The following is a 13,611-nucleotide window of genomic DNA, read 5'->3' as shown; positions in this document are numbered from 1 at the left end:
TCCATGAATAAAAACTCTACCCTGTTTTTTATACTGGTACCTGTTGTTTTTAGTGGCTGCGCAAGAAAATCTTATTATTTGAGTCCGTTCAATGGAAATGCTACTACTTATTATGCAAAACCATTGCTAGCGGATTCTGCAAAATCTGCTACTTATTTCAGCGCTACATTTACGGCCGGTGCCCCAAACGATCAATATTATACATATGACAATGAGAAGCGGCTGTCAGATAATCTGAAAGCTTTTCAGTTCTCATTTCACAGGAGCCATACATCTAAGTATTTTCAGGCTTATTATGGCGCCTCTTTTACAACAGGGACTTATGAAGTAACCCGTTTCGACTCCCTTCACTATTACGGTAATTATGCAAATGCAGATTTGAGTAAAATACTGGGAGGACATAAATACTTTGCAGGAGCCGGACTGGCAGGCGGTATAAATCTCGTAATGCCACTACGCAGAGGACATGAATGGAGAGTTCTTGGAGTAGAAACATCTATAGGGAAAGAATGGGGTGATTATTTGAATTTCAGAAAAAGTATGCCGGATTCTTCGGCCACTGCGATATCAAAAAATGATCACTATGGATATATAGGATTAACCAGTGAACTGGTTTTCAAAAAGAGACAAAATGCTTTTGGTATAAAATGGGCTTTAGGAAGCTCCTTGTATAGAACAATTGAATTAGGAAAAGCTTATCGAAGCACAACTTATGTGGTGCCTTTATATTTCTCTACCACATTCCAGTATTCACGTCCTAAGTTCACAGTATTTACACAAATAAACGCAACAGAACATGCAGAGAGTTTTCAATTAGGCGCCAGTTATAAATTAAGTAAAATTCATCGCTAAGCCTTTCATCCATATATAAAAAACAGAAGGTCTGTCAACTGACAGGCCTTTTGTATGTATTGATAATATGTTCCATCCTGATTAACTCCGCTACACTCCATGCCTGAGCCACCGCACCTCCTGCCTTATAAGGAAAATTACCATCAAATATTTCCGGTACGGAATATAGACAACATTCCTCCAGTGTATCTGACATTCCTTCATACAGCTCTTCTAGTAAGGGCAATGCGGCTTCTTTGTCTGTACGTAAATACGCCTCTGTAAAATGCGCCAGTAACCAGGGCCATACTGCCCCCTGGTGATAGGAATGATCACGGCTCCCCTGGTCTCCGCCATAATGCCCACTGTAACGTTCATCCAAAGGAGATAAAGTACGTAACCCCCGTGGCGTCAGCAACTCATTCCTAACCTTATCCACAACAGCTTTCTGCATATGAGGTTTCAATGGCGTAAAAGGCAACGATACCGCAAAGATCTGGTTAGGACGTACAGACCAGTCATTCTCCACATCTGCCAGGTATTGCTTCTCCTCATTCCAGAAAACATCTATAAAAGAAGCGGCTATCTTTGCAGGCAATGTTTCCCACTCTTTCACAAACGCCTCATCACCTTCATTACGGGCAGCTTCAAGGCAGAAGCAAACAGCATTATACCACAACGCATTTATTTCCACTACCACTCCCCTGCGTGGTGTTACAGGTACACCGCCAATAACAGCATCCATCCAGGTAAGTGCGACGCCTTCTTCTCCGGCAGTAATCAAACCATTGTCCAGCATCTTTATGCCAAACAGCGTACCCTGCCGGTAATTATACAGGATACTGGAAAGTGCTTCTTTATACGTAGCCCAGATCTTTACATTATACTGCTGTAAACTCCATACAAACCACAAAGAAGCATCTACCGTATTATATAAAGCATGTTCACCTATTCCGGCGTTGGACAATAAACCATTGTTCAAACCTGCCTGTAATGTTTCCACCACCTGTGCAAACACCGGTACATTACCCGTGAGCAATGTTAATCCGGGTAGTGCAATACAGCTATCACGTCCCCAACTGCCAAACCAGTAATAACCGGCCCTGATAGCAACACCATGGTCGGTGTTGATGATAAACTGCTTTGCAGCTTTCAGCAAACGTTCTTTCATTGTCTTTGCAGACGCAGGCACTCTAAAATTAAATTTATTATTGAGAGATAATCCTGCAGTAAAAACAACAGGCTGTTCTTTCGTCAGCGTTACTTCAAAATGCCCGGGTGCATACAGGTCTTCGTGAGATTCATATCCCCGCTCCTGCTCCACTGCATATTCTGCATTATAATACCAGTAACCATTATTCGTAAAAACAGCATTTCCTGTTACCTGCATGAAAAGAGGGTCATAACCTTCGTACAATCTCATCTGAACACCATTATCAATTGCGTTTACGGAAAGATTGGCAAATGAATTGGCTTTCCCTACTGTATGCATATTCCTGAATGCTACAAAAGGCTGTAGCTGTAATGAAACAGATAAAGGACCTTCCTTTAATATATATCGTATAGATACCCGGTTTTCTGATTCATCCATCAGCAACTCTTTTGTAATAACAGCATCTCCCATTTTGAATGTCCAGCACGGTACAGGATCTGCTGAAAATAAGGTAATGAATGCATGGCCATCAGGATTATACTGCCCGGGATAACGGTGTACCCCTAATGGGAACATCTTATCTTTACAGGATACCGTCTCCGCTAATGCAGACAATAACACATGATCATTTCCATCCAGCTGAGGCTGCGGTGCTACCAGCAGTCCGTGATATTTCCTTGTATTACACCCTGAAATAGTAGCTGCTGCGTAGCCGCCTGCATAAGATACCACCAGGTATTCCCTCGAGGTTCCATAGGATAAATCCTGCATCAACATATTATCTATACCCATAGATTAAAGTTAGCTATTTAAGGGAAGTTTTCACAGCATTGAATAATACTTTTGGGTCATGATCTCCCTTATACATGGGTACAGGTTTCTTATCGATATTTAATAATGCATATACAGCGGTCTGTGCAGCACGTACAGAATACTCCACTGTAAAAACCACATCGTCCGGTATTTCACAGAACTGCCCGATAAATGCAATATTAGGATATCCTTCAGGTATCACCTGTGGCCTGTCTCCTTTGCTCCTTGTTAAAAACTGACTGGTAATGTAAGGCATCATACAGGGGATGCAGATACATGTGTTCAAAATACTTTCATCAAACTTAAGATGTCCCAGCAGCTCTCTCATAATCTCTTCACCGGTACATTCGCTCATTTTTTTCTGTACATAATTCCCCACCTTATCCGGGAATAAGCCATATCCCCAGCATACCTGTATATTTGCGGGCTGATTAATAAAGTGAGGCTGATGCGCCAGCACGATAGACATCAACCAATTCGAATCCTTAAAGGTGACCAGCCCGCCTGAACCTGCTTCATTACCGGAAAATTCTTCCATCAGCTGAAAAAACCGCGGATCGCGGAAAGTAACTGTAAATGATTCCCATTTAGATTCTTCAATACGGCTATCAAACACAGAGGGATTCCCGAATTCCGGCCTGTCCAGTGCAATCTTTTCCCACAATGCCCAGTCAACCGGTTTCTGCGTATTCAACACCGGCGCGGCCGTCATGGAACCCAGAGTAGATGCGGCTGTCATAGAACCAATCGTAACAAACACTATATCGCTTTCATTTACGGTAACAGTCCCTTTAGAATGATGAATTCTTTTTACAAATTTCGCAGGACTGAATTCCAGGTCTGTCACCTGTGTACACATTTCAAAAACTACGCCCTGTTCACCCAGCCACTTCACCAATGGTAATACAATAGAATCATATTGATTATAAGGAGTACGGTCTACTCCTGACAGGGTATTGATACGTGGAAATTCATGCACAAACCTGTGCAGGTAACGCTTAAATTCCACCGCACTATGCCATGGCTCAAAGGCAAACATGGAACACCACATATACCAGAAATTCGTTTCAAAGAAAGAAGGATGGAAACAATCAGAGATACGTTTCTCTCCAAGATGATCCTCTCCATGCAACATGATCTCTATAAGGTCCAGCCGGTCTTTATGACTAAAGCCCATAGATGTTACATCTGTAATCTCACCGTTCGCTATCACTCTTGCTTTGGATGCTGTTCTGAACTTTTCATTAAAAAGCTCTATCTCGTCCAGCACTGTCTTCTCGGGGTCTGTCAGCGAAGGAATGAACGACAAGAGGTCGTACGTACATACATAAGAGAAATTCAGCATCCGGCCTCCACGCAATACATAACCTTTATCAGGAGTACCGGCACCGTCCAGGCTGCCACCTTTTAAACCTACTGCATCAAAAATATGAATGTTCTTACCAGGCATATTGCCATCCCGGATCATATAAGCAGCACTTGCCATTGAGGCAATACCACTCCCAACCAGGTATGCTTTCTTTTCCATAATACTATTTTTTAGGATTTAACCAGGCACAATTAATTTCTGCTAAAGATCGGAAACCATGATCTATCCTGTAAATGATGTGAATAAGGAAACAGGATGATCCTTATCATACATGAAGACATTCAAAAACAGTACTTTTACGTGATGAAAAAAATACTGTTATCAGGATTATCCGCCGGATGCATCCTTTCCCTTATCAGTTATGGTGGCCTGTATCTGGCAGTAAAATTCTTCCCTTCACTTTTTGTTGATTATAACAATCCCCTGTTTAACTCCGATGGCAGCAGGGACCTTTTATTTTATGCGCATGCCTTTGTTCTCAGCTTTGCATTGTCCTGGTTCTGGGAAAGACTCAAGGGGATGTTCAAAGGGTCTTTTATATTGAGAGGAGTAGAATTCGGATGCGTTTATGCCATTGTGGCCTTATTACCTGTGATGTGGATTACCTTCAGTTCCCTGGATATCACTATTCCGATCGTTTTAAGCTGGTTTCTCTACGGATTAACACAATCTGTCATTGCAGGGATTATCTTCGCCAGAATCAATCCTTAAGTACCTTAAAACTGATATGGAATTCCACCTGCAACTGATCATCTGTTCTGATCATTCCTCCCAGCTTCCGTGGAGGGATCAATCCAAAAGACGTAAATAGAATTGTTTGATTACCTACCAGATGTATTACCTGCTGATCATCCATAAGAATACGGTAGTTGACAGCTACCTTTTTTGAAACCCCCGCCATTTCAATATTTACTGTCCCTCTGATGCTCTCTTCCGCAGATTTAAGCACAGGATACTTTTCCAGCGATAAAAAGGTAATACTCAGGCGGGGGAATTCTTTTGCATTTAGCGCCTTACGTAATCCATCTGTCATAGCCCCGTTCATACAATCAAAACTCATTACTGGCAGCTTTACAGACCCGGACATCTGTACAGACTGGGGTGCAGGGTAAAATGTAAGGGTATCAGGATGATTGTAATCTCTTACCTGACAACTGAACTTATTCACGTTGGTAGTACCATCTACTTTTAATGATCCACCCTTAGCCACCCATCTCACCTTTTCCAGTGAAGGAATAAATGCAAAAAGAAACAGTAAGGTCCTGACATCCATAATACCTGTTTTTCAGAAAAAAAGTCAGAATGCCTGAAGCATTCTGACTCGTAATCGTGTAAATGATCCCTCTTAGAAACCGACAACCGCCTCGATCACATAGCCATTGAACTGGCCACCGGCACGATAGTCTGCCACTGGGAAATCTTTATATTGCTGGATAACATATTCGCCTTTCAGTAAAACGTTCCGTGTAAGGAACCAGCCTGCTGCTGCTGCAAAACGGTTTACTTTTACATCACCTGTGTAAACGATGGCACCTGCCCCTGTACCGGCCGCATTATTTGCCAGCCTTGCACTTACTGCATTATAACGTGCTCCTATAAAAAGTTTCTCATCTTTCAGGAAACGATATACTGCATCCACTGCATACTGGTTGGCGCTCCTGGTGGAAGTTTCGCTTGCGGTACGACCAGAGGCTGTTTCATATGTACCGAACAATTCCAGGCCTTTTGCTTTTAAGAATCCGTTCAGCATTACAGCGTTTACTTTCTTACTGAATCCGGGATTAAAACGGCCGGAGAAAGCCAGCGGGGTACCCGCTCCTGTTGTACTGCTGGGATTTGCAGAGTTTTCTTCCATCGCAAACTGATAATTGGATCCGGAACGGTCACCACCATACAACACATTTCCCCCACTGCTCTGATTGCCATAATAAGATGCACTTACCCTTACACGTAAATCTTTTGCTATCTTTTTATCAAATCCCGCTTTCAGCAAAATACTGGGAGATTTATGCAGATCCCCATCGGAATTCTTGGCTGCATATAAGGAGTCCACATTTCCTTTGATCATCCCGTTTGTAGCACCTACCATTCCAAACCATCCGTTCTTTTTCACATAAATTTCACCACCAATTTCTGTAGAATATGCATCCATAATATTCCCTTCCATGAAAGGATTGTATAAAGCCTGTCCACCATCACTCCTGCGGAAATGCGCATCGCCATAGTTCACTTCATAGTGACCCACTTTAATAGTAGTGACTTTCATGATATCAGTCCATATCTGTCCTTTAAAGGGTAGTTTATCAAACTGTAAGTACCCTCCTTTTACCCAGGTTTCATTATGGTGTTTGGAAGACAGATAAGAGGTTACATTTAACCGGATACCATCTGCCAGCTGCACATCCATATAAAGGTTCGCCTGTGCTGTCTGGAAGCCTGCTGTAATTACTTTCAGCTTATTACCCGGAGTAGATACGCCATTAGAGTAAGCTCCCACATTATTATTCAATGCATCCGGGTTTTTATGCTTCAGATTCTGGAACTGTTGGGTGAAGCCTGCACCAAACTTTACTTTTAATCCGTCAAATATTGCCGCTGTATCTTTGGGATCTTCAAAAACATTGATCCCACTCTGATCATAAGCTCTCAGGTTAGCGACCCTGGGCTGTTGTTGTGCCATCAGCGCTACGGGAGAAAGAAGAACTGTTAGTAATAAGTATTTTGATTTCATAAAAATATATTTTATTGTCTGAATGTTAGGTTAAAATCAACAGTTACATTTTCGCCGGTTTTAACGGCGCCCATCATAAAAGAAGGGGGATCAATATTGTAATCTCTCATATTGAGTTTCTTACTTCCTTTTATATTGATGCTTTTATCTGCATTTACTTTTGCAGCGGCTGTCAGCTCTATATCTTTTGTGACCCCTGCGAGCGATAGTTTGCCCGTACAGGTTATCTTTTTTCCATCAGAGGATACCGTAGCATTGGTAAGATTAAAAGTGATAGTAGGATTCTTAGATGTTTTCAATGCCCGGTAGGCGTTATCATCCATACCAGTATGATCGCTTTTCAGGCTTTCTGCCGGCATTGTGAAGTTTAATAGTGTTAAACCACCCAGATCGCCATCTTCATAGAATGTAAATGTTGCATTACAGGCTATTTTAGAGGTTTTCATTTGCCAGTCGTGCAGGGTAGATGTACCACTTACCGTAAGATTAAAATCATTTCTTTGCTGATACTGTACTTGTGCCTTTGACACGTATCCGGTCAGCAGAATAAAAAACAAGAGTGCTATTGATGTTTTCATAATGGTAAATATTAATTCCTTAATTCTGATGCAAGATAGTACGCCGGCAAAATGTAGAAGATGACGTGCATCATCTGTAATTATGATTGCTGTCGGACAAAAAAAAAAGCTCTCGCGTAATGCGAGAGCTTTATATCTATTATTGAATATCTTATAAAAACCGGTTGTATGCTATTACCTGGAAGTAAGGATCTATCTTAAATCTTTCCCAGTCGCGCAGCAACTGTTCCTTTACCGACTTAAATATAACCAGTTGCTCTGCATCCAATACAATTGTATTCGCCTTTTTCGGATCGTTCAACGTCTTTTCTACAAAAAATATATATTCCAGTAGCTTAGCACAAGTAGTGAACTGTCCGCAGGCTACTACATCATTGATCCTTTTATTCTTCTGATCTTCCTTGTCATACCAGAGAGAAGTCTCTACGGTACGGGCGCTTTCGGCTACTTTGTTCAGTGCTTCGCAGCCCTCTGTCAACAACGGTATATCTTTACCAAATTTATTCCTCAGGAATTTCTGGCGCCCATGTTTATTTTGCAGGCTCAGTTCATAGATAACATTAAATACACCCCGGCTTCCCAGCTTATTGTTATCATAAAAGTCTCCATAAAAGATATTGAATATTAAACGCCTCGTCTGTTTCAGGTTAATATCCATTACCATACTGAGTACCGAATTCAGTCTTGTTTTCAGCATCAGCTCCAGCACACCGATACGGGATCTTTTAAGATATTTCAATAGTAATGAAAGGGTATTGTCGGAGAAATTTTCTGTGGAAGGCACCTGTTTTTTAATCAGTTTGATAAGATCTTCTTCTGATGATTGCAGCATATCTGCAATTCCTTTTGCCAATGAATTACTGAATATTTTTTTTGCAAGCATCAATGGCAGAAGTAATGTGGCTGAAAACACGAGTACTCCCAATGAAACATCATGTATATATGTAAGACCAAAGATAGACGCAATAAGTAAGATAACAGCAATGAAGAATCCCCAGTTTACAAACCGGCGAATAGCAAAAAACTTTCGCTTAAATGGTCCCAGTAAGCTATCAACAGTTTCACCCCTGATCTTTCCTTTCGTGGAAACAGCAGGCTCTTTATAAGGCTCCATAAAATAACTGGCCACATCTGTTATAAAGAACAGGTCAAAGGGGGCGTTATCTTTTTCTCTTCGCTGATTTGCCAGCAAAGCACCAAATACACCTTGGTTATCATCAATGCCCCCATCCATCAATCCCATATTATTTACAGGATGGAAAGTATCGTCATTATAATCCTTCATGGTTAATGCCTGCCTTAGTGTATCCTCATTTAAAGATTCGTAAGTAAAATCTTTCGGATATAAGATGGGCTCGAAACCAGCAGGAAAACAGGAAGATGCTGCCATGATATCTCCCAACCTGATCTTCTTTAATGTCTCTTCATTCTCAAAGTACACATATTTATTGCCTGCTATAGCCTGCTTCTGGGGGTTAGGATTAATATTAGAAGCGGCCTGGAAACGGAAAGATATACCACGATAGAATTCGGTAGTATTAAAACAAACCTCGATATTACGTTTATTCTCTCCCTTTGGCCAATACACGCCAAAAGTCTCACCTTCAAATAACTCTTCGTTATATACACCTGCAAATGCATTGATCAGGTTCCTTGATTTATCACCCTTCCATTTCGAATCATCATTGATCCTTTTCAGTATATCTCCCAGCAATACCTGCCCGTTCATAAAATTGAACAGTTGCTGGTAGGTTTTTTCAAACGTGATACCTTTCATTATATGCATGGAATATAATATCCCTGTAAATGTGCCACCTGATGCAGATGAAATAAATTCCACATTATCCAGCATACGCGCATCTTCATCTCCACCTGGATACTTCAGATAATGCAGGTAACTCATTGCACCCAGACTAAAAGACGCAGCCCTGAAACCGCCTCCGGAAAGCGCCATCGCAATTTTCTTAAACGGTGTAGTTAGTATTTCTTCTGACATACCTGCTAGAATTTAAGTGTATATTGTTTATATAAATTCCCGGAACCATCTTCCTTCTTCTTCACAACGTATTCATCCAGTGATTCAGGATCCAGGGTCAAAGACGGGGCATTATCAACTTCTTTCTCATTCATGATAAAACAGCGGCCGCCTGTTTTCCGGATGAGTTCCTGCACCAGCAAGTCATTAGGCATCGTAGTCTTCCATCCGTCAGAGATCCTGTCCCGATCCAGTGTAGCCATTACTACCAGGTTATCACTTGGCATCATATTTATCCCTTTTTGCAGGGCTGTTCCATTATAACTTAAATGATGGGCTACTTTGTAAAATGCAGTACGGTTTAATAAATCTTCTACAAGATGTTTACCGTTAGATCCCTTTTTTTTCCAGTTCTCAATCAGATGCCAGCTTTCCCAACTACCGTACTCTGCATCGCCGGGGAATAATAATACGCGGCCTGACTCCACGGATTCTATTGCCAGGGCCAGACTTGTATTGTTAATATGGCTGTTTAACCGCAGAGCCAGTGAGCCTGCACTCTGCAACCATTCATCATCAATTTTCCGCCAACACTCTACAGTAGTATACCGGTTCATGATAGCCTGCTCATCTGCGTTAGGATTAATTCCTATCAGGTATTCTGAAGTAAATGGCATATCTCCCGGTTCAGGCTTACCTGTAGCCAGGTAATTGAAGGCATTGGCGGCAAGGATACTTTCATTTAATGCCGAATTCCTTTTGTAAACATCCGTGCCTTCTTTGCCGTCTTTAAAGATGTATTCCCGGTCCATTGGCGGACCAAGTACATGGAATTTAACATCAGGCATTCCTTTCACCGCGACTGTTTCTCCTGGTTTGAGATAACGGATCTTCGTCTTCCCTTTTTTCAGGATCTCTTTAATTTCGCTCATCCCAGCCAGTGAGTTACCTTTTCCTTCTGCCACGTTCAGATTAATTTCTGCCAGAGAATCTAATCCGGTAACGAAAGAGTGGTGTGCTGATAGTAATTCATTTTTGAAAACATTGTTAGCTAAAGATGTTTCCAGCGTCACCCCCCTTTTTTTAATCTCTTTAATAGCATTTTGCAGTGCCGTTCTCATTACAGTTCTTTTCTTCTGTAGTTCTTCAGCGGCGCCACCGGGATCTTTGGGGTTTTCTGTCCAGGCAAACCAGGCTTCTTTAAACGTAATTCCTTTAAAGACGTCTGCACATTTTGCAAAGCCGTTCACATGATCTTCGTGTTCGTGGGTAACGATGAGCAAGTCTATATGGTTTTCAACATATTCTTCAAGGTTCTTTACATATGGTGTAAACCAGTTGCCATCTCCCCTACAACTACCACAGTCTATCATGATGATAAACGGGACTCTTTTTTTATCATAAAATTTCAGGATGAAACAATCACCCGTACCTATACAATACATTCTCACAGATACTGTTTCCGGTGACGGGATGATTTCCTTCTCCTCTCTTTTCTTAGGAACAGCCTTTTTCTTAGGTGCGGCCTTCTTTGCTTTTGGGGTTGTCATTGACATTATTTTTAATGCTGGTGAAGAAATGCAAAAGGCTCCATTATCCTGGTTCCGCCCTTACAAAAATTAGCTGCAAACTCATTCCCTACTGCACCATTCACATTATGCTGAAAATCATATTGCCTTTTCAAACGAGACATATTAATAGAGAATGTACCATTGGGGTCGGATTCATTGAAGCTGATCAGGGGTTTGGAAATAGCATATTTCAGTTTCATTTCATCCAGGTCGAAGATCAACGTACAACCACCTGCCAATTCAAAATAACCATCCTTCTTTTGTCCCTTTTTAAACTCAAAAAATACAGGCTTGTCCGCTTCCATTTTAAGTGTACTATGCTGAATAATGGAAAAGATCACCTGGTTTATCTGGCTATTTCCCGGCCCCACTCTTGATACAAGCCGGAGATTCTGTATCTGAAAAGAAGGCCAGTTATTTTTAGAGGGATTAACTCCGAGCTCCCGGAAGTTACTGACAAATGCCAATCCGGTTTCTTTGCTGAATGCTTTTGAATTAACAAACTTATTCTTGATACGTTCATGTAATCCCAGTATACCTTTAAAAGCACCTCCCTCTTTTCTCCCGCCTATATAATCTTTTGTAATATTGAAGATTTTCTCCCTGTTTTTAACATACTTGATAGTATCGCTGTACTCCCGCAAGAAACCGTTAATTATACCCAGCAGATATCTTGTATCCAGATCAAAAGGCTGCTCTTCCACGATCTTTCTATCGTATTCCATTTCATTTCCAGCCTCATTGATAGCATAATCAATATGCAGATCTGTAAAGCGCAAGCTTTCTGTACTGAGTGTTTTAATCCCTTCCGGATAAATACCTCTTCTGCGGAAAGCATCAATAAATGCTAACCTGTAATTCAGCGAATCATCGCTCACCATATCGCTGTCTGCTGTAATGATAGCTCTTAAATAATCCCCGAAAGTAATGTCCACCGGCGGACAATAATCCAGCGCCCTTATACACATAGAGAGTACATGTCCGGCAGCTTTGGCGGCTTCATCTGCCAACCTGTTCACAAGATCCGGATGCAATTCTCCCTGTGGCAATATGCCCGTACCATTGGACGCAATCCTTAACAGATCAGCTACCCTGTTTTTGTAAATATTGATAAACGCTTCGAATATGGCAGATACAAGGATACTGCCCCTCGCATGTGGCTCCATTACTGTGCGGTAATCCGAAGGATCAGGTACTTTAGGCTTCCATTGCTTTGTTATAGGGTCAATCTCACCAATTGCATCGCGCAAGCTCCCGTAATCTCCTATGGCAGACCCAAATTCCTGGGCCAGTTGCCCCAGCAGATTCTGGGAAGCAAGGTCTCCTTTGGTACGCGCAATCTGGTGCTTTAATACTTCGGGAAAAGTAAAATGCTGGAACAGCGCAACGATATCGGCAAATGCTTCATGAAAAGCCAGTACATCAGGGTTGGAGGGATCGTTGTAACTGGAATGCATTCCATCTAAAATAGCATGGGTGGTTTCATGAGCAATGATATCATGACTCAATGCCGTAAAAACGAGTGAATCCGGCATGTGCATGGTCTCATCTGCCGGATTGGAAGAAAAATATCCAAATAGTAATGACTTTTTCAACGGACTATAAAACGCATTCGCTTCTCTTAATGCATGCGGATACACCCTTAACTTAGGCACATATTCTTCAAACACTTCCTTACTTCTCCTGGGAGACCATAATACCTTTCTCCCCAGCGCCTTTTCAAAATTGTTGATAGTCGTCATGATGACGGCATACACCATTTGCTGGTGAAAATTAGGGTTACTTTCTCCCGGTTCCAGCCCATCCTGTGCCAGGATATAATTATCATTCAGGTCTACCGGTTTATAAAATTTCTGCGTGGTAGGGTCATAGTCAATTACTTCTATGTATTCCCCGGAAGGTCCGGCTTCCAGTGGTTCCCACGCCACTTTATATACAATCTCATTGATTGCTACCGTATCAATTTTCAGGGAAAGAGAAGGATCAAAGGCATATCCTCTGAGCTTTCGGAAGGGAGGGGTCTTTAACATCTTGTTCAGGTTTAATGCAACAGTGCAATAATTTTAGGTGCAGATCCTAAATATAAATCTTTTGATGCTCCCCGCAAATACCAACAAGTTTGTATTTTTTTCCGTAAAATTCCTTAATCTGAGGCTATGCAACTAATATCTTCCTGCTTACTGATCAACATGACAGGGATTCTGTCTGCAACAGGATCAGATTAGTTTATGCTTCAACCCTGTCTCCTCATTTTAGCGATAGCTCTTGCCTCATTCTCTTTCATCCTGTCGCGTACAATTCTTTTTATTAAAGCTACAGGCAATGGTTTATCCGGTGAGAAATGAATAGTTGAACCTTCTACTTCTACTCCTTCTTCTTTTAGTTTGTTCGTTACAGCAGTACCCATAATATACAGGCTGCAATACTTCTTTGTTACACCCATGCCTACCAGCCAGTACAGGTACCGGAAACAGGGTACCTTGTAACTGACTGATTCAGTAGCATCCGGCGCTACAGACAGGATTAAAGCACGCAACTCTTCCAGTTTGCTTCTGAACGGTTCCGGCTGCTTTGCTATGTATTCCGGCAC

Annotated in this window: 11 protein-coding genes; 2 read left to right on the top strand and 9 right to left on the bottom strand. The window is 41.7% G+C overall.

Annotated elements, in window-relative coordinates; all coding sequences use genetic code 11:
- Positions 1 to 3 precede the first annotated feature (3 nt).
- On the top strand, positions 4 to 852 hold the full coding sequence (locus tag GO495_RS12700; RefSeq protein ID WP_157300073.1) for a hypothetical protein: 849 nt from the start codon (positions 4 to 6) through the stop codon (positions 850 to 852).
- 34 nt (positions 853 to 886) lie between these two features.
- On the opposite strand, the gene GO495_RS12695 is transcribed toward GO495_RS12700, so the two are convergent.
- The gene (locus GO495_RS12695) at positions 887 to 2,776 is read right to left on the bottom strand and encodes an amylo-alpha-1,6-glucosidase (protein WP_157300072.1); all 1,890 of its coding nucleotides are present in this window, start codon (positions 2,774 to 2,776) and stop codon (positions 887 to 889) included.
- A gap of 13 nt (positions 2,777 to 2,789) precedes the next feature.
- Positions 2,790 to 4,325: an oleate hydratase gene (locus GO495_RS12690; RefSeq protein WP_157300071.1), complete on the bottom strand. Its 1,536-nt coding sequence runs from the start codon at positions 4,323 to 4,325 to the stop codon at positions 2,790 to 2,792.
- Between the two features lie 144 nt (positions 4,326 to 4,469).
- Between GO495_RS12690 and GO495_RS12685 the strand changes: the two genes are divergently transcribed.
- On the top strand, positions 4,470 to 4,877 hold the full coding sequence (locus GO495_RS12685; protein ID WP_157300070.1) for a hypothetical protein: 408 nt from the start codon (positions 4,470 to 4,472) through the stop codon (positions 4,875 to 4,877).
- Here GO495_RS12685 and GO495_RS12680 read toward each other — a convergent pair.
- The 7 genes from GO495_RS12680 to GO495_RS12650 form a co-directional block, all read right to left on the bottom strand.
- On the bottom strand, positions 4,867 to 5,439 hold the full coding sequence (locus GO495_RS12680; protein ID WP_157300069.1) for a YceI family protein: 573 nt from the start codon (positions 5,437 to 5,439) through the stop codon (positions 4,867 to 4,869). The two genes, GO495_RS12685 and GO495_RS12680, sit on opposite strands and share 11 nt — an antisense overlap.
- Before the next feature lie 72 nt (positions 5,440 to 5,511).
- Positions 5,512 to 6,897, bottom strand: a complete 1,386-nt coding sequence (locus GO495_RS12675; protein ID WP_157300068.1) for a hypothetical protein — start codon at positions 6,895 to 6,897, stop codon at positions 5,512 to 5,514.
- Positions 6,898 to 6,908: 11 nt separating this feature from the next.
- Complete coding sequence (locus tag GO495_RS12670) at positions 6,909 to 7,475, bottom strand: YceI family protein (protein ID WP_157300067.1); 567 nt, start codon at positions 7,473 to 7,475, stop codon at positions 6,909 to 6,911.
- A 151-nt stretch (positions 7,476 to 7,626) separates the two neighbouring features.
- Positions 7,627 to 9,471 carry a patatin-like phospholipase family protein gene (locus GO495_RS12665; protein WP_157300066.1) on the bottom strand — a complete coding sequence of 615 codons (1,845 nt, stop codon included), beginning with the start codon at positions 9,469 to 9,471 and terminating at the stop codon, positions 7,627 to 7,629.
- 5 nt (positions 9,472 to 9,476) lie between these two features.
- Positions 9,477 to 11,000 carry a ComEC/Rec2 family competence protein gene (locus tag GO495_RS12660; RefSeq protein ID WP_157300065.1) on the bottom strand — a complete coding sequence of 508 codons (1,524 nt, stop codon included), beginning with the start codon at positions 10,998 to 11,000 and terminating at the stop codon, positions 9,477 to 9,479.
- Between the two features lie 11 nt (positions 11,001 to 11,011).
- Positions 11,012 to 13,051 (bottom strand): gluzincin family metallopeptidase, encoded by a 2,040-nt coding sequence (locus tag GO495_RS12655; protein WP_157300064.1) that lies wholly within the window; start codon positions 13,049 to 13,051, stop codon positions 11,012 to 11,014.
- 203 nt (positions 13,052 to 13,254) lie between these two features.
- The gene (locus GO495_RS12650; protein ID WP_157300063.1) at positions 13,255 to 13,611 is read right to left on the bottom strand and encodes a DUF1801 domain-containing protein; all 357 of its coding nucleotides are present in this window, start codon (positions 13,609 to 13,611) and stop codon (positions 13,255 to 13,257) included.

The organism is Chitinophaga oryziterrae (genome assembly GCF_009758125.1).
In the GTDB taxonomy this organism is placed as follows: Bacteria; Bacteroidota; Bacteroidia; order Chitinophagales; family Chitinophagaceae; genus Chitinophaga; species Chitinophaga oryziterrae.
Note: the sequence above shows the minus strand (reverse complement) of the source record. Positions and strands in the feature narration are given on the sequence as shown.

What these genes read in the sequence shown, in the direction of transcription:
- GO495_RS12660 (WP_157300065.1), bottom strand. Translation starts at nt 11,000, where the DNA reads ATGACAACCCCAAAAGCAAAGAAGGCCGCACCTAAGAAAAAGGCTGTT.
- GO495_RS12680 (WP_157300069.1), bottom strand. Translation starts at nt 5,439, where the DNA reads ATGGATGTCAGGACCTTACTGTTTCTTTTTGCATTTATTCCTTCACTG.
- GO495_RS12670 (WP_157300067.1), bottom strand. Translation starts at nt 7,475, where the DNA reads ATGAAAACATCAATAGCACTCTTGTTTTTTATTCTGCTGACCGGATAC.
- GO495_RS12690 (WP_157300071.1), bottom strand. Translation starts at nt 4,325, where the DNA reads ATGGAAAAGAAAGCATACCTGGTTGGGAGTGGTATTGCCTCAATGGCA.
- GO495_RS12665 (WP_157300066.1), bottom strand. Translation starts at nt 9,471, where the DNA reads ATGTCAGAAGAAATACTAACTACACCGTTTAAGAAAATTGCGATGGCG.
- GO495_RS12685 (WP_157300070.1), top strand. Translation starts at nt 4,470, where the DNA reads ATGAAAAAAATACTGTTATCAGGATTATCCGCCGGATGCATCCTTTCC.
- GO495_RS12675 (WP_157300068.1), bottom strand. Translation starts at nt 6,897, where the DNA reads ATGAAATCAAAATACTTATTACTAACAGTTCTTCTTTCTCCCGTAGCG.
- GO495_RS12655 (WP_157300064.1), bottom strand. Translation starts at nt 13,051, where the DNA reads ATGTTAAAGACCCCTCCCTTCCGAAAGCTCAGAGGATATGCCTTTGAT.
- GO495_RS12695 (WP_157300072.1), bottom strand. Translation starts at nt 2,776, where the DNA reads ATGGGTATAGATAATATGTTGATGCAGGATTTATCCTATGGAACCTCG.
- GO495_RS12700 (WP_157300073.1), top strand. Translation starts at nt 4, where the DNA reads ATGAATAAAAACTCTACCCTGTTTTTTATACTGGTACCTGTTGTTTTT.